Annotated in this window: 13 protein-coding genes; 4 read left to right on the top strand and 9 right to left on the bottom strand. The window is 72.5% G+C overall.

The genetic code is table 11. The annotated features are described in order from the left end of the window. Positions 1 to 63: 63 nt before the first annotated feature. The gene (locus tag ACZ7MY_RS07090; RefSeq protein ID WP_499600290.1) at positions 64 to 1,455 is read right to left on the bottom strand and encodes a polysialyltransferase family glycosyltransferase; all 1,392 of its coding nucleotides are present in this window, start codon (positions 1,453 to 1,455) and stop codon (positions 64 to 66) included. A 2-nt stretch (positions 1,456 to 1,457) separates the two neighbouring features. Then, positions 1,458 to 2,426, bottom strand: a complete 969-nt coding sequence (locus ACZ7MY_RS07085) for a glycosyltransferase family 2 protein (protein ID WP_499600196.1) — start codon at positions 2,424 to 2,426, stop codon at positions 1,458 to 1,460. Positions 2,427 to 2,809: 383 nt separating this feature from the next. Here ACZ7MY_RS07085 and ACZ7MY_RS07080 point away from each other — a divergent pair, with 383 nt between their 5' ends. After that, positions 2,810 to 4,279 (top strand): glycosyltransferase family 29 protein, encoded by a 1,470-nt coding sequence (locus ACZ7MY_RS07080; protein ID WP_499600195.1) that lies wholly within the window; start codon positions 2,810 to 2,812, stop codon positions 4,277 to 4,279. Next, positions 4,276 to 6,594 (top strand): glycosyltransferase, encoded by a 2,319-nt coding sequence (locus ACZ7MY_RS07075; RefSeq protein ID WP_499600194.1) that lies wholly within the window; start codon positions 4,276 to 4,278, stop codon positions 6,592 to 6,594. The genes ACZ7MY_RS07080 and ACZ7MY_RS07075 overlap by 4 nt, the downstream gene beginning before the upstream one ends. A gap of 122 nt (positions 6,595 to 6,716) precedes the next feature. Here ACZ7MY_RS07075 and ACZ7MY_RS07070 read toward each other — a convergent pair whose 3' ends face one another. From ACZ7MY_RS07070 to ACZ7MY_RS07050, 5 genes are all read right to left on the bottom strand, one after another. Next, positions 6,717 to 7,832, bottom strand: a complete 1,116-nt coding sequence (locus ACZ7MY_RS07070) for an acyltransferase (RefSeq protein WP_499600289.1) — start codon at positions 7,830 to 7,832, stop codon at positions 6,717 to 6,719. A 6-nt stretch (positions 7,833 to 7,838) separates the two neighbouring features. Further along, positions 7,839 to 8,288 (bottom strand): hypothetical protein, encoded by a 450-nt coding sequence (locus tag ACZ7MY_RS07065; RefSeq protein ID WP_499600193.1) that lies wholly within the window; start codon positions 8,286 to 8,288, stop codon positions 7,839 to 7,841. Positions 8,289 to 8,424: 136 nt separating this feature from the next. Beyond that, a complete protein-coding gene (locus ACZ7MY_RS07060) occupies positions 8,425 to 9,318 on the bottom strand; it encodes a hypothetical protein (protein ID WP_499600192.1) in 894 nt (297 codons plus the stop codon). Then, positions 9,315 to 10,124: a VTC domain-containing protein gene (locus tag ACZ7MY_RS07055; protein ID WP_499600191.1), complete on the bottom strand. Its 810-nt coding sequence runs from the start codon at positions 10,122 to 10,124 to the stop codon at positions 9,315 to 9,317. Before ACZ7MY_RS07055 ends, ACZ7MY_RS07060 begins: the two co-directional genes overlap by 4 nt. Beyond that, positions 10,121 to 10,768, bottom strand: coding sequence for a DUF4956 domain-containing protein (locus tag ACZ7MY_RS07050; RefSeq protein ID WP_499600190.1), 648 nt, complete (start codon positions 10,766 to 10,768; stop codon positions 10,121 to 10,123). The genes ACZ7MY_RS07055 and ACZ7MY_RS07050 overlap by 4 nt, the downstream gene beginning before the upstream one ends. A gap of 593 nt (positions 10,769 to 11,361) precedes the next feature. Between ACZ7MY_RS07050 and ACZ7MY_RS07045 the strand changes: the two genes are divergently transcribed. Then, positions 11,362 to 12,447, top strand: coding sequence for an acyltransferase (locus ACZ7MY_RS07045; RefSeq protein ID WP_499600189.1), 1,086 nt, complete (start codon positions 11,362 to 11,364; stop codon positions 12,445 to 12,447). Positions 12,448 to 12,541: 94 nt separating this feature from the next. Here the strand turns inward: ACZ7MY_RS07045 and mfd are convergent, their stop codons facing one another. After that, entirely contained in the window at positions 12,542 to 16,081 is a 3,540-nt protein-coding gene (mfd, locus tag ACZ7MY_RS07040; RefSeq protein WP_499600188.1) for a transcription-repair coupling factor, read from the bottom strand. 481 nt (positions 16,082 to 16,562) lie between these two features. On the opposite strand from mfd, the gene ACZ7MY_RS07035 reads away from it, so the two are divergent. Further along, a complete protein-coding gene (locus ACZ7MY_RS07035) occupies positions 16,563 to 17,243 on the top strand; it encodes a maleylpyruvate isomerase N-terminal domain-containing protein (protein WP_499600187.1) in 681 nt (226 codons plus the stop codon). Between the two features lie 325 nt (positions 17,244 to 17,568). On the opposite strand, the gene ACZ7MY_RS07030 is transcribed toward ACZ7MY_RS07035, so the two are convergent. Beyond that, on the bottom strand, positions 17,569 to 18,387 hold the full coding sequence (locus tag ACZ7MY_RS07030) for a hypothetical protein (protein ID WP_499600186.1): 819 nt from the start codon (positions 18,385 to 18,387) through the stop codon (positions 17,569 to 17,571). Between the last annotated feature and the right edge of the window lie 321 nt (positions 18,388 to 18,708).

Raw genomic sequence — 18,708 nt, 5'->3', positions numbered from 1 at the left:
GGTCGTCCCATGGGCTCCCCCGCATGTGAGCCGGGGGAGCCGGCGCGCGACAGGGCCCGGGGCCTACCGTCCGGCGCGGGAGCGGAGGCGGCGCGCCACGCGCACCATGCGGCGCACGGTGGTGTTGCCGCGCAGCCGCTGGCCGGCGCTGAGCGGCCCGCCGCCGGGCAGCCCGAGCGCGGTGAGGCGACGGCGCCGGAAGTAGTGGTCGGTGTCCGGGCCCAGGTTCTCCCGCAGCCACTCCGTGGCCTCCTCGCGCAGCCCCGGGTGCATCTTGGGCTGCATGCAGAAGCCCACGGCCCGGACGAGCGCGGGGAGTTGCCCGGGGGCGCCGCCCTGGGCGTCCGGGACGGAGACGTCGGGCACGAGGTGGTCGACGATGGTCAGCGGGACGCGGTTGCTGTTCTGGTAGGGCGTGAGCCGGTCCAGCACCAGACGGGTCCCGGCCCGTGCGATCTCGACGTCGTAGTAGGCGCTCGCGGTGAGCATCGCGGTGGAGAAGCAGCCGACGACCAGTCGCGGCCGGCAGACCTCGTACAGCGTCTCGGCCAGCAGCGGGCCGTCGAGGACGCGCAGCCGCGCGCCGCCCGCCGCCGCGGCCTCCTCCATCGCCCTGGAGTAGCCGGCCGGCGCCGTGGGGTGGGGCTTGAAGAGGATCGAGCGGTGCCCCGCGGCGATCGCGCCGCGCACCATCGTGACGTGCAACTCCTCTTCCTCCTGCGGGGTGAGGATGCGCAGGGCGGCGAGGTACTGGCCGAGCAGCACCGCGGTCGGCGGGTCCTCGGCGAGCCCGGTGAGCCGGGGGTCGTCGGCCGCCTCGACGGCGATCTCCTTGAGCACGGCCCGGAAGGCGTCGTCGGGGACGAGTTCGGGCTCCGCCCCGGTCTCCGCCAGCAACAGCGGGCGCAGTCCGGGCACCAGGTCGAGGTGGAGGACCCGCTGGACGCGGTTGCCGAGGGGGCCGGGCAGCTTCTCGCGGGTGGGCCCGTAGCTCATCAGGCCGTCCGCGTACACGTGGACGGCGCTCTCGGCGAAGATCGTGGCGAGCGCGCGTGCCGGGTTGACCTGGATCGACTCCACCACGAGCTCGACGGGCACGTCACCGAGGCCCCAGGACTGCCGGAACAGCCGCTGCCAGATGGAGCTCTCCTCCTCCACCGGCTCCCACTTCGAGGGGCGGTGCGGGTGGATCACCTCGTTCCACGAGACGACCTCGTCGAAGCGGGTGACGATCCGCTGGTACCCGTGCATGTCGGAGAGCTGGACGACCGTCTCGGGGATCGGGGCGTTGTTGCTCACCAGCAGGACGCGCCGGGTGCCGGTACGGGGCCCGAAGGCGCCGGCGTCCAGGGCGGCGGCGAGCGTCGCGGCGCCGTAGAGGGTCGAGACCTCGAAGATCTGGGCCCGGTCGTGGTTCATGCTCTCCTCGGCCCGTTCGGCCATGGGCAGGGTCATCGTCACGCCGCCTTCCGCGCGTCGGCGCGCAGCCGCATGAGCACGCCGGCGCGCTCGATGTCCATCTCGGCGAGGGTCCGGTCCAGCACGTCCTGCGGCATGCGGGCCAGGGCCGCGGCGGACTGCCGTTTGAGCTGCCGGCCGGTCTCGGGGTCGTAGCGCCGCGCGTTGGACATGTGGAAGGCGATCAGCGCGCAGTAGGTGCGGACGATCTTGGGCAGGAAGCGGTCGGCCTCGCGGTCGGCGAGGACGTCCTCGAGTATCGCGTCGTGGGCGGGTATGAAGTCCAACTGCCGGCCGTCGCTGATCTGGGTGAGCGAGTCGCTGACCCCGCGCCGGTAGAAGACCCCGAGCGGGCGGATCACGGCGAAGGACTCGGCCGTCAGGTGCAGCCGCCAGACCCACTCGCGGTCCTCCGCGGTCCGCAGGGCGGTGCTGTAGCGCATGCCGCCGTCCTCGAAGAGCCGGCGGTGGTAGATCCCGGCCCACACGAAGGGGTAGTCGACCATGGTCGACACGTGCGCGGGCGTGATCGCGTCGCGCGGGTCGAGCACGGCGTCCCAGCGCCTGGCCGGCGGGCGGTGCACGACCCGTTCGGTGCCGGTGGCCTTGACGTGCCCGGTGCGCACGAAGTCGCAGCCCAGCCGCTCGATGCCGGCGACGAGCTCGTCGAGGTAGCCGCGGGAGTACCAGTCGTCGCCGTCCAGGAAGGTCACGTACTGCCCGCGGGCCGCGTCCAGTCCGGTGTTGCGCGACTGGGCGACACCCTTGTTCACCTCGTGCCGGATCACCCTCAGCCCCGGCAGCCGGCCCTCCCAGTGCTCCAGGACCTCCGGGGTGCCGTCCGTCGACTGGTCGTCGACGAGGATGAACTCGGTTTCCGGTCCCGCGTTGTTCGCAAGCCCGCACAACATGTCGGGTGCGTATGCCTGAATATTGCGGAAGGGAACGATTACCGAAAGTTTGGGCACCTGGGAATCCAGACGATCTCGATGCGGGCCACGGACTCCGGCCCCCCGGACGGCGCCGGGGGACAAGCGTATCGGACTAGATCCAGACCGGGCGTCGGAAATGCTTCCGCAAGGTGAACGCAGGGAATACGGAATGCGAACTCCCGCTTTTCCGCACGTCGCCCGCAGTGCCCCCCACGTGCTCCCCGCCCGCTGCCGGTGCCGTTCGCATCGGATTGGGCCCTCGTTCACCCGGGCGTCACATCCGCTCCCTATCGTGATCGCCTCCGCCCCATGTGCCGTGCGCGTGTCCATGTGCGTCGAGGCGCCCGGGCGGAGTCTGTTGATCCGCGCGGGAAACCCATGCAGTTCTCCCCAGCGGCCGTGTCATTGTTGGGAGCAGCATGGTCAAGTTCCGGGCTGGATGGCTCGAGAAAAGATTGGACAACGCCGCGGCGGCGGATATTCCGATCGCTTCGGTTTCCGTTGCCGAGTGCGTCCGGTCCTGCGCGGTCCACGGCGGCAAGCTCGTCAAGAACCTGGACCCGAAGAAGGGCCAGCTCGCCGAGGCGATCCGGGAACTGCTGGCCCAGTACGCGGCCGCGATGACCGATCCCGGTGACGCCGCGGCGATCACCGGCGGCAAGAGCACCTGGCCGAAGTCGAACCCCGAGGTCTTCGACGCCCTGCTCGAGGTGGGCAACAAGGCCGTGGACGTGCGCGGCGCCGACGAGCTGCGGCTCGCGACGCGCATCACCGAGGCGGTCCTCGGTGTCCGCAAGCAGTCCCGGGCCGGCTGGCGGCTGCGGGCGCGCCTGATGGACGCGCTCGGCGACGACGCCGCCACCATCGCGGCGTACGAGCGCTTCCTGGCGCTCACCCCCAAGGACGACCTCAACATCGCGGGCCGCATCACCAAGCTCCAGGAGAGCGGTGAGCGCCTGGCGGAGACGCTGGACCTGCTCCAGCGGGAGACCCCCGGCGCCGGCGAGTTCACGGGCGTCCCGGACACCGACCTGTGGGCGGAGGGCCTGGCCCTCAAGGACGCGGGTGACTGGGAGCGCGCCGAGCCCCGGCTCGTGGCCGCGCTGGTCGCGATGGCCGAGCAGGAGCGCCCCGCGCCCTCCGTGCGCGCGGCGCTGACGGACTACGTGAGCCTGCGTCTGGAGCGGGACCGCGGCCGGCTGGCCGGTTCGACCCAGCTGCTCAAGCTGTACGCAGACGACCGCCGGCTGCGCGACCTGGACCCGATCGCGGACCCCGGGCTGACCGGTTCGGAGATGGTCGGCCTCAGCGACTTCCGCAACCTGATCGCCGGGAAGACGATCTGCCTGGTCGCCAACTCCCAGCGCGTGGCCAACGGCACGATGGGGCAGGAGATCGACGCCTACGACCTCGTCGTCCGCTTCAACTCCTACCGGATCGAGGCGCCGGCCACCGGCGCCAGGACCGACATCCACGCGACGATCCACATGCACAACTTCAACTGGGACAAGAAGGTCGAGACGCGGCTGGTCTTCGGTGGCATCCACCACCAGTGGCGCAACTCGCTCCGCCGCCGCCTCGTCCCCGGCGCCCAGCGCTACGTGGGCGACCGGACGCTGCGCTGGCCGGTGCGCGAGATCGGCAGGATCGACGAGGACGCGATGCCGTCCATCCCCACCAGCGGCTTCAACATGCTGTGGCTGCTGGACTTCCTGGACGTCAACCCGAAGATCGACCTCATCGGGTTCGACTTCTACGACACCGGTGCCTACCGCCTCCAGGAAGCGATGAAGCTCCCGATCGCCAGCGCGCACGGCTACTCGGACGAGAAGGACTGGGTCATGGCCCGCGCCCAGGACGTCACTGAAATGAGGATATCGCTCCGATGACCGCCTCTGTCCCGGTTCCGGCGCCCCGGAGCGAGACGCTGACCGGCAAGCGCCGCGTCGCCTTCGCGTCGTACGTCGACGAGAACTACCTGCCCGGCTTCCTCACCCTGCTGCGCAGCCTGGCACTGACCAACCCCGGTCTCTGCGAGGACTTCATCGTCCTCTACGACGACCTGCAGCCGTCCTCGATCACCGAGATCCGCAAGCTGCACCCGCGCGTCGTCATGCGCCGCGTGGTCCCCGAGCGCTACGACGACTTCGTCAAGGGCGACCCGGAGAACTACCTGGTCCGCAAGGCGTACTTCATCCTCGACGTCTTCCGGATCCGCGACTACGACACGATCGTCACCCTCGACACCGACATGGTCGTCCTCGGTGACATCAGCGAACTGCTGCGGATGCGGCACGGCGTCGGCGCGGTGGCGCAGTTCTTCATGGACCGGTCCAAGCTCAACAGCGGCCTGCTGGTGATCCAGAAGGAGTACCTCACCGACGAGTTCTGCGCGCAGATCGACGCGGTCGGGACCGCCGGCACGTACGAGCTGGACAAGCACGACCAGGGCATCCTCAACGCCCTGCTCGTGGGCAAGTTCGTCAAGATCGACCCGCGCTACAACTTCGTGAAGCGACGGCTGTCCGGGGACCGCTCCCCCAGCGACGAGGACGTCGTCATCCTCCACTTCACCGGCCGTCACAAGCCGTGGAACGGCGGCGAGCAGGGCTACTCGGGCGCCGAGGCGGCGTGGCAGGAGTACGAGCTCTCGCACGCGGAGTTCGTCGAGCGCTTCCTGGCCCTGCCCGACGAGAAGCACCCGGACCTGCTGATCCACTTCGGCCGCCACCTCGTCGCGAGCGAGGGCCTGCACGATGGCGTCCGCCAGGTCGCCGAGGCCTACCTGTCCAAGGGCCGGTACGAGGACGCGGTGGAGATCCTCAGCCGCTCCCCCATCCCCGCCGACGCGAGCCGCTCCCACGAGCTGCTCGGCCAGGCCCTGATGGCCACCTCCCGCTACGAGGAGGCCACGGCCCACCTGCTGCTCTCCACGTCCCACGCCCCCGCCGCCGCCCGCCCCTTCGGCCGGCTGGCGAACATGGCGTGGATCCTGGGCGACAACGCTGCCTCCCGCGAGTACGCCCTGGCCGGCCTCAACGCGGACGTCAGCGACCGCGCCTGCCGGATCTCGTACGAGCGCGCGGAGGCGATCGCCGCCCGCCCGGCCGAGCCCGGCACGCCCTCCGAGCAGCTGGCGCACGTGGCGTTCTACATGGAGCGGCAGGGCAACGCGGGCGACAAGATCCTGCCCGAGACCGTCCGGCTGTGCTTCGGACCGGACACCGGCGACCGCAGCTGGCACTCCATCCACGCGCACAAGCTCTTCGACGAGGCGGCCCTGGAGCGGGTGAACTCCCGCCGCGGCCTGGTCATCGGCGGTGGCGGCCTGTTCATCCCGGACACCTCGCCGAACGGCAACAGCGCCTGGCAGTGGAACGTGCCGGACCGGCTGCTGGAGAAGATCGACGTCCCGCTGGCGGTCTTCGCGGTCGGCTACAACGCCTTCGACGGCCAGTCGTACACCCGCCGCCGCTTCGAGGAGAGCCTGCGGCTGCTGGTCTCCAAGTCGGCGTTCTTCGGTCTGCGCAACCACGGCTCGGTGGAGAAGGTCCGCGCGCTGCTGCCCGCGGAGCTGCAGGACCGGGTGCTCTTCCAGCCCTGCCCGACCACCGTCTCCCGCCAGCTGGTGCCCGGCTGGCAGGACCCGGTGCGGCGCGACGACACGGTGCTGATCAACTGCGCCTACGACCGCGCCGGGCTGCGCTTCGGCCACGACTACGACCACTTCCTGCGGGAGATGGCCACCGCGGTCCGCGCCATCGGCAAGCACGCCGAGGTCCGCTACGCCGCCCACGCCCTGGACGACGAGCGCTTCGTCTTCGACCTGCGGCGTGAGTACGGCATCTCGATGCCGGTCGAGCCGATGTACGACTTCGACACCGACCAGCTGCGCACCGCCTTCGCGCGCACCAAGCTGGTGATCGGCATGCGCGGCCACGCGGGCATGATCCCGTTCGGCTGCGGCACGCCCATCATCAGCCTGATCTCGCACCCGAAGATGGCGTACTTCCTGTCCGACATCGAGCGCCCCGAGTGGGGCGTCTCGGTCCACGACCGGGACCTCGGCGCGGTCCTCGCGGAGCGCTCCATCGGCATCCTGGACAACCTGTCGGCCGCGGTCGCCGACGTCCACGGGCGCCAGGAGGCGCTGTGGAAGGTGACGCAGGACAACGTGGCGAAGCTGAAGACCCTCCTCGGCTGAACCTCCGCCGGAACCCGGTCCTTCGGTGAGGGGCGCCGTGTCACCGACACGGCGCCCCTTCGTTCGCGCCCGCCGGCCCCTCGGAGGGAGCCGGCGGCCCGGGGCGGCACGCCGTACGGGGGTCAGCCCAGCCAGCGGGTGAGCCGCAGGCGTGCCCACAGCAGGCTGGCGGCGAAGGAGAGCACCACGGTCCCGGTCACCAGCAGCGTGATCATGACGACGGCGCCCGGCCAGCCGGCGTCGGCGGAGACCAGGTGCGGGGCGAGCGCCCGCAGGAACATCAGGTGCACCAGGTAGGCGCCGAAGGCCGCGCCGCCGAGCCGGGACACCAGCGGACGGAAGCGCTCGGGGATGCTGATCCGGTTGAGGGCCATCACCAGGGCGCCCGCCAGGAACGGCACGGCCAGGCCCGCGTAGGACGAGGGGTAGTGCACCCAGTGCTCGTACGCGACGACCGCGGCCCACGCGCAGATCCCGCACGCCAGCCACTTCAGGCGCCGACGGCGCCCGGTGGTGGCCGCGAGCGGCAGCGCGAGCAGCGCGGAGCCGGCGGCGGCGTAGGCGACCTGGTACGGGGAGAGGTTCCACTCGAAGTCGGGCAGGCCCACGTGGAGGAGCTTGCCGACGTCGCCCAGGAAGGTCGGCGCGATGGCCAGCACCACGAGCAGGCCGCCCAGGGCCCAGGGCCGCTTCCCCGCCTTGATCAGCGCGGCGAGCGAGAGCAGCAGGATCACCGGCACGTACGCGTACAGGTACCAGAGGTGGTAGGCGGGCTGGATCGAGCCGAACAGCGATTCGAAGGCCAGCCGATGCGTGGGCCGGGAGTTGGTGTCCCGGATCCAGTCCCAGACGAGGTACGCGGCCGTCCACACGCCCATCGGCACCACGATGCGGGTCAGCCGTCTGCGGACCTGCGTACCGTCCCGGGGGGTCGCGCCGACCAGGACGACCCAGCCGGCGATCGCGAAGAACAGCGGCACGGCGCACCGGGTCAGCCCGTCCGCGACGAGCCCGGTCCAGTAGACGGGCCGGCCGCCGGATGGCTCCCGGCCCACGGCGTTGAGCAGCTGGCCGGCGGCGTGGCAGACGATGACACCGATGGAGCACAGGACGCGCAGCAGGTCGATGTCGTGTCTGTGCTCACGCGGCCGGGACGCGGGCGCGGTGGACGCCTCGCTCGTCCCGGTCGCGGGACCGGTGGTGAGGACGGGGGCGGCGGTGGTCGTCTGGGCGGAGATCGGCGGTCACTCCCGGGTGCGCTCGCGGAGTTCGGCCGGGGTCCGGCCGGGCTCGGGGGTCGGATGGTGGTGCGGTGCGCGGGCACCGCGGGCAGGTGTGTCCGCGGTCCGGTCCGTCGTCGCGGGCACGGAGGGCCGCGGACCGGCGGGCCGGGCGGCCGGACGGTCCGTGCCCGCCGGCCTCGACGCGAGGTTCATCAGCTCTCCGAACCGGGTGGTGCCGAACAGTTCCTGGACCTCCGTGTACCCCGTTTCCGCGATTTCGCCGCGGGGGATCTCGTGGGCGCCGGCCTCGCCGTGGAGGAGCGCTGCCCCTGGGGTGTCCGCCCGGCGGCCCGCGTCGTGCTCGTCGCGGGGGTCGGCGCCGCGCAGCGCGGTGGCGGGGCCCGCGGCCTCCGGCGCCTCGGCGAAGACGGCGATGTGCATGGATCCGTTCCGGTCGCTGTCCGATTTCACCTGCCCCGGCAGACTATGGGACACCATGGGGGGCGGGGGGTGCGAACCTGGTGAAGACCGGCTGCCGGCGGGTGGCGTCCAGGTGAATCCGGCGTGGAGACGCGTTCCCGCCGCAGGTCACGGGGGGTGCCGTCGGTCAGGCGCGACTCCTCCCCGCGCTGTCCGCCGCCCGGATGTAGTCGCCGGTCAGTGAGCCGAGCAGGGCACCGGCGAGGAGGTCGGCCTGGAGGTGGTCGGCGGTGTAGAGCCGGCCGTGCGCCACCTGGGCCTGCATCCAGCGGTACTCGGCGGCGCGCCGCGGGGCGAGGGCGGTGAGCACGGCGACGGCCGCGGCGGAGAGCGCGGCGGGCGCCGCCGGGTAGGCGCAGGCACAGCCGGCGGCCGGGGCGGCCGTCCGGTCCGGGCGCAGGGCCGGGTCGAGGACGGTGGGGCGCTCCCGTCGGTAGTGCCCGGCGAGCCGGTCGTTGATCGTCCCCGCCAGCCGCAACGCGGCGTCGAGCCGGGCCCGGGCGGCCTCGCCCTCGGCGCGGGGCATCAGTGCGCGCTGGTCCTCCAGGTACAGGAGCCAGATGTCGCGCTCCCCGTGGGCGGCGAGCCAGCCGGCCGCCTTCCGTCCGGCGGCGGTCCGCGTACGGGCGAGGCCGCGGACCTGCCCGAGCCCGGCGGCGCGTACGGCCTCCGGGGACGGCCCGGGCACCCGGCTCGCCGCCCACCGGACGAAGGCCGGGTCGTCGCGGGCGGTGCCGTGTTCCGCCCGCCACCGGGCGTAGAGCGCGTCGGCGGCCTTCCGCTGCCCGTCCAGCCGTGCGGTCCAGCCGCGCAGCTCGGCGTCGGAGAACAGCGGGGGCGGCGGGTCCTGCCCGATCCGCCGCACCGCGCCGGCCGCCCCGGGGGCCGCCGGCGCGGTGGCGTGGGTGCCGATCAGGCCGAGGACGACGGCCGCCGCCGCGGCGACGGTGACGGCCGGGTAGCGCCGGCCCGTACGGGAGGCCCGTGGGCGGGCCGGGGCCCTGCGGCGGGCCGTGCTCACCGGGCGGGCCCGGCCGGTTCGGGGCGCGCGGGTGCGTGGAAGCAGTGCCGCACCAGGCGGCGCACGTCGTTGCCGGGGAGGCCGGGGACGAGCAGGACCTGTCCCACGACGTACTTGCTGAGCGGCAGCGGCCGGACCCCCAGGCCCATCAGCAACCGGTCGGCGGTGCCCGGCCGGGGACCGCCCTTGGTCTCGACGAGGACGAAGCCGTGGTCGAGGGCGGCCGTCGCCCGGCCGCGGTGGCAGGTCAGCCGGCCGTCGAGGGTGACCCGGCTGCCGGCCGTCAGGTCGGCGAGGGCCGCGCGGACGTAGCGGATCTCCCCCGCGGGGGAGAGCAGCCCGGACCGGACCGGGACCCCGGCGCCGCCGAGCACGTCGTCCACGAAGGCGGCGGCGCCGGCGCCGATCAGCCCGTACTCCCGGGCGGCGAGGGTGCGGGCGTGCTTGACCGTGGCACCGCGGCCGTCCTTGGTCTTGACCTCGACGCGGCACAGCCCGTCCTCGACGTAGAGCCGGGTGCGGACCTTCCAGCGGCGCCTGCGCCCCTGCACATGGGCGTGCCAGGCGCCGAGCCCCGCGGTGTCGAAGTAGGTGCTGCGGTAGCCGGTGGTGCGCCGGCCGCCGAGGTCGAGCACGTGGTGCGTCGGCGCCAGGGCGGCGACCAGGCAGCGCGCCGACAGGACCGGCAGCAGGTACTTGCGGTCGACCCGGTGCTGCAGGGCCGCGGCGGCGTCGACCTCGGCGAGGCCCGCTCCGCGCAGCCGGGCCAGCCCGAGCTCCTCGGCGAAGGGCCCCGGGCCGGTCACACGAGCCTGCTCTCGAGCAGGCCGTCCTGGCCGCTCCGCCCGGCGGACGGCACCGTCCCGTCGTCCGGCAGGCCCCAGCCCAGGGGCGAGTCGCCGCGGTAGCGGACCGACACCCGGGTCGTCTCGCGCACGAAGTCGACCTCGTCCACCAGCACCGCCAGCGGTTCCTGGCCGAACCGCAGCACGACCTCCCGGTGGATCGCCCCGGGGTCGGCGTACAGGCGGTCCAGGGTCAGGCGCACCACCCGGGTCGGCCGGTGGGCGTGCGGGTCGTCGACGACCAGGACGGCCGCGAGCACCAGCACGTCCAGCACCACGACCAGCCAGATCTCCCGCTGCGGCAGGCCCCCGCACAGGGCGATCACCAGCGCCGTGAAGGTGTAGGCGACGTCCCGGGCGGTGAAGGCGGTGCTGCGCAGCCGGACCAGGGAGAGCATCCCGAACAGCCCGAAGCCCACGCCGGCCGGGAACGCGCCCGCGCCCATCGCGCTCATCGCCGCGAACAGCCCGACGTTGAGGGACGTCAGCACCAGCGGCATCTGCGGGGCCGGGCAGCCGCGCCGGTAGAGCGGGCCGACCAGCGCCAGCAGGGCCAGGACGTCCAGTCCCCCGCGGGCGAGCAGGTCCCAGGGTCCGTGCGTCATGCGCGGCACCGGGCGGGCGGGTGGGGTCCTGGCACGTCTTCCTCCGGGGCTCGGTCGTGGGCCCGGGTCCCGGGGATCCGTCCTCGGAAAGGGGGATGGGGCGGCGGATCCCCGGGCCCGGAGTCATCGGCGCGCGGGACGGACCACCCCGGCGCGGCGCGGCGCGGCGCCGGCGAACCCGGCACCGTCCATTCACACCGGACGATCCGTCCAGCGATGCCGGACGCTAGCCCGGCGCCCCGCGCCGGGCAAACCGGCCGGGGACGCCCCCGAACACCCCGCCGGGACGGAAACCCCAGGCGGCCAAGGGGACCCGGCGCCGCAGGCACCTCCCGGCCGCCGGGCAACGGCACTCGAAGGAGTGAGGGACGGGCCGTCGGGGTGACCCGGGACCAACCGCCCGTCACGTCCGGGCGAACCGGCGGTGAACGGGCCTGCCGGCGGGCCGGGCGCCACCGGCACCCGGACAACCGCGGACAGGTGGGGACAACCGTCCCCGCCGACCCGGACCGAGACCCATCCGATACCGCCGGGACCCGGAGAGTTGGGCATCCGTTGGGCTCCGCGACACCCGCGTGCCCGATCATCACGCGGTGTCGAATGAAACAGCCGTGCGCCTGCCGTTGCAGCGCAGTTCCGCTTCCTCCGGACACTCCGCCGACGCGCGGGAACACCGCTACGACATCGACCTGATGCGGCTGCTGTGCTCCGCGACCGTCATGCTGGGCCACGTGGGCTCCCAGTTCATCCGCTCGACCGGGAACGACGCGTCCCACGGGGCCGGCTCCTACTGGGCCGGACACGTGGCCGAGGCGATCAACCCCTTCGCGGTGCCCATGTACTTCGCCATCGCCGGCTGGGCGGTGCTGGTCGGCGCGCCGCCGCGGGACAGCGCCCGGATGTGGAAGCGCATCGTCCGCAACACCGTGCCGCTGTTCGCGTGGACGGCGATCTACCTGGTGTGGGCGTGGCTCCGGGACCGCAACGAGCGGCCCATGACCGAGCTCGCGAGGGACTCCCTCATCGGCTCCGTGCAGCCCGCCTACCACCTGTGGTTCATGTACAACTACATCCCCATCATCGTGCTGCTCGCCTTCGCGATGCTGATCAAGGACGGCAAGCGGCCCTGGGGGCTGGGGGCGGCGCTGCTGGGCATCGCGGTCCTGCCGAGCGTCCTCTCCCTGGTCGGGGACCTGACCCACACCGACCTGCCCCCCGTGGCCTGGGGCTTCGGCACCTACTCCCTGGTGTACGCGGTGGGCGGCGCCATGCTCTTCGCCCTGCCGGCCGGCGCCGTCCCGTGGCGCCGGTGGCTGATCGTGCTGCTGCCGCTCACCATGGCCGCGTGCCTCTGGTACAACACGCGGGTCCACTACGTGATCCCCAACGCCCACGCGTTCGTGGCCGCGATGAGCGTCTGCGTGCTGCTGCTGGTCAGCCGGGTCAACATCCCGGAGCGGTTCCGGCCGCGCCTGAAGCAGCTGGCCGGCGCGGCGCTGGGCGCGTACATGGTGCACGTGCTCTTCGTCGAGGAGCTGGTGCACCGCGTGGTCTCGCCCGACCTGAGCGGGCCGGTGGCCGGTGTGATGCTGGTCGGACTCGTCCTGGCGGTGATGGTGCTGTCGTTCGCCACCAGCCTGCTGTGGGGCCGGCTGAACCTCCGGCGCCTGCTGGGCTGAACCCCGCGGCGCCCCCGGAACGACAGGGCCCCGTCCGCGCACCTCGACCTCGCGCGGACGGGGCCCTGTCGCGTCCCCGGGGGCGGCGGCCGCCTCAGCCGTCCAGCACCGCGGTCAGCAACTCCGCCGTCCACGCCAGCAGTTCCCGGCCGACCACGGGCTTGCCGCCGATCCGCGCCGTGGTGGGGCGCGGCACCAGGATCTGCCTGGCCGCCTGCTTCACCACCGTGCGCGGGTAGAGGCGGTTGAGCCGCAGCTCCTGCGACTCGCGCAACTCCACCGGCGAGAAGCGGACGTTGTTGCCCTGCAGGGTGATGTCGCCGACCCCGAGACGGCGGGCCAGCAGCCGCAGCCCGGCCACCAGCAGCAGGTTCTCCACCGGCTCGGGGAGCTTGCCGTAGCGGTCGGTGAGTTCCTCGCGGACGGCCTTGATGTCCTCCTCGGAGTTGACCGAGGCGATCGCGCGGTAGGCCTGCAGGCGCAGCCGCTCGCCGGGCGCGTAGTCGTGCGGGACGTGCGCGTCGACCGGCAGCTCGATCTTGACCTCCAGCGGGGCCTCCTCGGCCTCGCCGCCGCCCGCCTCCAGGGCCGACCGGTAGTCGGCGACGGCCTCGCCCACCATGCGGATGTACAGGTCGAAGCCCACGCCCGCGATGTGGCCGGACTGCTCGCCGCCGAGCAGGTTGCCCGCGCCGCGGATCTCCAGGTCCTTCATCGCGACGTACATGCCGGCGCCCATCTCGGTGTGCTGGGCGATCGTCGCCAGCCGCTCGTGCGCGGTCTCGGTGAGCGGCTTCTCCGGCGGGTACAGGAAGTACGCGTAACCCCGCTCACGGCTGCGGCCGACCCGGCCGCGCAGCTGGTGCAGCTGGGAGAGGCCGAAGGTGTCGCCGCGCTCCACGATCAGGGTGTTGGCGTTGGAGATGTCGATGCCGGACTCGACGATCGTCGTGGAGACCAGCACGTCGAACTTCTTCTCCCAGAAGTCGACGACGACCTGCTCCAGCTGCGACTCGCCCATCTGCCCGTGCGCGGTGGCGATCCGCGCCTCCGGCACCAGGTCACGCAGCCGCGCCGCCGCCTTGTCGATGCTCTCCACCCGGTTGTGGATGTAGAAGGCCTGGCCCTCGCGCAGCAGTTCACGGCGGACCGCGGCGGCGATCTGCTTCTCCTCGTACGGGCCGACGAAGGTCAGCACCGGGTGCCGCTCCTCCGGCGGGGTGGTGATCGTCGACATCTCGCGGATGCCGGTGACCGCCATCTCCAGGGTGCGCGGGATCGGTGTCGCGGACATCGTCAGCACGTCGACGTTGGCACGGAGCTTCTTCAGCTGCTCCTTGTGCTCCACGCCGAAGCGCTGCTCCTCGTCGACGATGACCAGGCCCAGGTCCTTGAACTTCGTCTCCGAGGAGAACAGCCGGTGGGTGCCGATGACGACGTCCACCGAGCCCTCGCGCAGGCCCTCCAGGACGGCCTTGGCCTCGGAGTCGGTCTGGAAGCGGGAGAGCGCCTTCACCACCACGGGGAACTGCGAGTAGCGCTCGGAGAAGGTGCCGAAGTGCTGCTGCACCAGCAGGGTGGTGGGCACCAGGACGGCGACCTGCTTGCCGTCCTGCACCGCCTTGAAGGCCGCCCGCACCGCGATCTCGGTCTTGCCGTAGCCGACGTCGCCGCAGATCAGCCGGTCCATCGGGACCGACTTCTCCATGTCCTCCTTGACCTCGGCGATCGTGGTGAGCTGGTCCGGGGTCTCCGCGTACGGGAACGCGTCCTCCAGCTCCCGCTGCCAGGGGGTGTCCGGCGCGAAGGTGTGGCCGGGGGCCGCCATGCGGGCGGAGTACAGCCGGATCAGGTCCGCGGCGATCTCCTTGACCGCCTTCTTGGCCCGCGCCTTGGTCTTCGTCCAGTCCGCGCCGCCGAGGCGGTGCAGCGAGGGCGCCTCGCCGCCGACGTACTTGGTGATCTGCTCCAGCTGGTCGGTGGGCACGAAGAGCCGGTCGCCGGGCTGGCCCTTCTTCGCCGGGGCGTACTCGACCACCAGGTACTCGCGGGTGGCGCCCTGCACGGTGCGCTGCACCATCTCCACGTAGCGTCCGACGCCGTGCTGCTCGTGCACGATGAAGTCGCCCGCCTGCAGCGTCAGCGGGTCGATGGTCTTGCGGCGCCGGGACGGCATGCGGCCCATGTCCTTGGTGGAGGACTTCTGGCCGGACAGGTCGGTCTCGGTGAGGACCGCGATCCGCAGGGCCGGGTCGACGAAGCCGCTCTCCAGCGAACCGCACGCCACGTGGACCACGGACGGCTCGACCGGGCCCTCCAGGCCCGTGTCGAGGCGGGCGGCGATCCCCTCGTTGCCCAGCACCTCCACGATGCGGGCGGCCGGGCCGTGGCCCTCGGTGACGAAGACCGCGCGCCAGCCCTCGGCCAGCCAGCCCTTGGTGTCCGCGAGCGCCCGGGCGGTGTCGCCCCGGTAGAGCTCGGGGGCGTGCATGCCCAGCTTGAGGGTGTCGGCGTCCAGCTCGTCGTCGGCCGCGAACGGGCTCACCGACCACCACGGCACGCCCAGCTCACGGGCCCGGTCGCGCACGTCCGCGATGCTCCACAGCGAGGCCGCGCCCAGGTCGATCGGCGCCTCGCCGCCCCCGGCCGACGCGGCCCACGAGGCCTCCAGGAACTCCCTGCTCGTCGCCACGAGGTCGGCGGCCCGGGTACGCACCCGCTCCGGGTCGCAGACCACGGTCAGCGACCCGGCCGGCAGCACGTCCAGCAGCAGCTCCATGTCGTCCACCAGCACCGGGGCGAGCGACTCCATGCCCTCCACCGCGATGCCCTGGGCGATCTTGTCCAGCAGCTCGCGCAGCTGCGGGTGCTCCTCCGCCAGCTCCGCCGCACGGGCCCGTACCTCGTCGGTGAGCAGCAGCTCCCGGCAGGGCGGCGCCCACAGGCCGTGCTCGGCGACCTCCAGCGAGCGCTGGTCGGCCACCTTGAAGTAGCGGATCTCCTCGACGTCGTCACCCCAGAACTCGATCCGGAGCGGGTGCTCCTCGGTCGGCGGGAAGACGTCCAGGATGCCGCCGCGCACGGCGAACTCGCCGCGCTTCTCCACCAGCTCCACCCGGGCGTACGCGGCCGCCGCGAGGCCGTCCACGACCGCGTTCAGATCGGCGGTCTGCCCGGTCCGCAGTGCCACCGGGACCAGCTCGCCCAGGCCCTTGACCTGCGGCTGGAGGACCGAGCGGATCGGGGCGACCACGACCCGCACGGGGCCGGCGGTCGGGTCGTCCGCGCTGGGGTGCGCCAGCCGGCGCAGCACGGCCAGGCGACGGCCGACGGTGTCCGAGCGCGGGGACAGCCGCTCGTGCGGCAGTGTCTCCCAGGCCGGGTACTCCACGACGGAGTCCTCGGGCAGCAGTGACCGCAGGGCCGCGACCAGGTCCTCGGCCTCGCGGCCGGTGGCCGTCACCGCCAGCACGGTGCGGCCCGTGCGGGCCGCGAGCGCGGCCAGGGCCAGCGGGCGGGCGGCGGGCGGACCCACCAGGTCGACGTGCGGGCGGTTGCCGTCCGCTGCGCCGCGGACCGCCTCCGCGAGCGCGGGGTCGTCCACGACGACGTCGAGCAGACCGTTGAGGCTCATGTGGCTTTCCGTCCCAGAGGCAGACAGGCGGGGCAACGCGAACAGCCCGACGCGTGGAACGGGCCGGGGTGTCCCAGCGTACGACGCTCCGCGGGCACCCGGTGCCGCATCCTTCCCGGGGTCGTGTTCCGTGCTGCCCCGCCCTGCCTCCCGCGTGGGCCCCGCCTTGCGGGGCCCGGATCCCCTGTGCGGGTTGTTCGTGGCCGGGGTCGTGTCCTCTCCCCCACCCTCCCGCCCTCCCCCAGCCTTCGGCCGGGGGACGACCCTCATGGGCCACCCCGCCACAGCCCCTCCCAGGACGCAACCCAGCCGGGGCCTCGCCGGCGCCGATGTCGTACAAGCCGATGCGGCAACGTGGGGCGCTGGTTTTCTCCAGCTGTCAGGTGTTCGGCCTGATGACTCCCGACCGCCAGGACGGCGGGAGCGCGTCTGACAAGATCAGCGTGGACAGCCCGGGCAAGAGGCGTGCCGGAGGATCTGAATGGTCGAACAAGTGGCGCTGACGGCCCTGAGCGAGGAGAGCCGGGCGCTTTCTGCGGTGTTGCGGGAGCTCGGCACCGAAGACTGGGGTCGGCCGACCAACTGCCCTCCGTGGGACCTGCAGGAGCTGGTCGTGCACATCGGGGCGAGTCTCGGACTGGACGGTCCGCTCCCCACGGCTGAGGCTGTTGGAGGCCTCATGAGCGCGTCCGACTACTATCGCCGGCCAGAGCGGGCCACCTCGGACTACCGCCAGCGGAATGTGGAACAGACTCAGCAGTTCGCGGCGAGGGTACTGACCGCGGCTTCTGCGGTGTCATGGTTCGAAGAGGTGACGCTGGACACGATCACCACTTTGGGCGGGGACGACCTGAACCGTGTGGTGTCGATCTCCGGCAAAGGGGCGATGCGCCTGGAGGAATGGGTGCTGACCCGGGTCATCTCAGTCGCGGCTCACGGCCTGGACATCGCATTGACGCTGGGACGGCCCGCATGGACGGTGCCGTCTGCGTCGCAGGTCATGCGGCCTGTCTTCGAATCACTCCTTCAGCAACGACTTCCAGCACCTTTGGACTGGGACGACCTGACGTTCCTGGCGGTGGCGACGGGACGACGAGGGCTGAGCGAGAGCGAGCGCAGGGTGCTCGGCCGTTCTGCGGCGCGGTTTCCGCTTCTGTCCTGATGCAGGTCAGCCCTCCGAAGGCGGGTCGTCTTCCTTGATCATCCGGCGAAGCCTGCTGCGGCCGGCGACGCAAGCACCGGTCGGCGGTGGTGCACCTAGTGCTGCTCTGTGGAGGCCGGTGTCCTATGTCCGCCGGTCGGTCAGGTCGCGGCATCGGCCAGCCTGCACAAACGCTGGAGGTTAGGGTCCGCCCGTGTCCGCGTCGGCCTCCGATCCTCGGCTGCAGCCTCTGATCAACCGGCTCCAGTCGATCCGGCAAGGACCGCGCCGGGCAGCGTGGCCGACTTCGGCAGGACGGCGGTGACGTGCCCCGGTGCCAGGCGAATCAGGAGTCGTTCAGAACCACCCCGGCGAGCCGCGGCATCTCCCGCAGGAAGTCCGGGACACCCGTGAACGCGTCCACACGGCTCTCGTACGCGGTGATCCTGAGCGCGTAGTCCGCTGCCAGGGCGTCGACCCGCTCCCCGATGTCGGTGGGCGAGGCCACCATGATGGAGTCGTACTGCCCGACGTCCGAGCCGATCGTGAGGTCCACGAACACCTCACCTTCCTGGAGGAGCCCCGCAAGAGTGGGCGGGGGGTCCCGGCGCAGGGCCTGCGTCAGCTGGCCGAGCCGTTCGGCACCTGGCGCGACAGCGAAGACCGTGATCTCCGACGAGGCGTCGAAGACGACCGCATGGAGCAGGGAGACCAGGTCCCGTGGCGCCGCCACGGGGAACAGCCCGGCGCACGCGCTGTCGCAGCGGCCGTCGCGGCCGGGCACCGGCCGTGGAGTCACCGCCGAGCGTGCCCTGACGAAACCCTTGTCGCGCGCGGCCGGGGTGAGACCCTCCGCGTCGATCTCGTACTCCCAGTCGACGAGCAGGGGCGTTTGCCCCAGGGCGCGCTCGGCATCCTCCCGGTAGTAGGCCGGGATGGCGAAGCGCCGGAGACCAGCCGTGAGGCGCCAGACGAGGCCCAGGTAGACCGCGACCTCTTCCATGTTGTTGTTGTTCACGGCCCATTCGGTGAAGGGCGTTTGCTCCTCGGGCCACTCCCCGAACAGCCCGGGCCAGTTGCGTGTTACGGGCGTTTCGAGGGCGGGGAGGTAGTGGAAGACATGAACGCCGTCACCTTTGGTGGCGTCGAAGCGGATCGGATGCACCGCGTCAACCTAGTGCCGCCGTTCCGGGATCGCTGCTGGTTTTCGCCGCGGGCACCCGGTGCCGCATCCTTCCCGGGGACGTGTTCCGTGCTGCCCCGCCCTGCCTCCCGCGTGGGCCCCGCCTTGCGGGGCCCGAGTCTCATGTGGGGGTCCGTTGCGCCTGCGGCGGGCTGTCTCCCACCCTCCCTCCCGATTGCCCGGCGCGATTGGTGCGGGTCTCGCACCTCGTTGTGGGGTCGGCGCCGCGCCGGCGCACTCCCCCCACCCTCGGCCGGGGGGGGGTGGCGGCGCACCCCCCCCCCCCCTCGCCCAGGGGAACCC

The sequence above is a fragment of the Streptomyces sp. NPDC111520 genome, from assembly GCF_055635295.1.
Note: the sequence above shows the minus strand (reverse complement) of the source record. Positions and strands in the feature narration are given on the sequence as shown.

Coding starts and splice junctions, on each gene's coding strand:
- ACZ7MY_RS07080 (WP_499600195.1), top strand. CDS start 2,810: ATGGTCAAGTTCCGGGCTGGATGGCTCGAGAAAAGATTGGACAACGCC.
- ACZ7MY_RS07050 (WP_499600190.1), bottom strand. CDS start 10,768: ATGACGCACGGACCCTGGGACCTGCTCGCCCGCGGGGGACTGGACGTC.
- ACZ7MY_RS07090 (WP_499600290.1), bottom strand. CDS start 1,455: ATGACCCTGCCCATGGCCGAACGGGCCGAGGAGAGCATGAACCACGAC.
- mfd (WP_499600188.1), bottom strand. CDS start 16,081: ATGAGCCTCAACGGTCTGCTCGACGTCGTCGTGGACGACCCCGCGCTC.
- ACZ7MY_RS07075 (WP_499600194.1), top strand. CDS start 4,276: ATGACCGCCTCTGTCCCGGTTCCGGCGCCCCGGAGCGAGACGCTGACC.
- ACZ7MY_RS07035 (WP_499600187.1), top strand. CDS start 16,563: ATGGTCGAACAAGTGGCGCTGACGGCCCTGAGCGAGGAGAGCCGGGCG.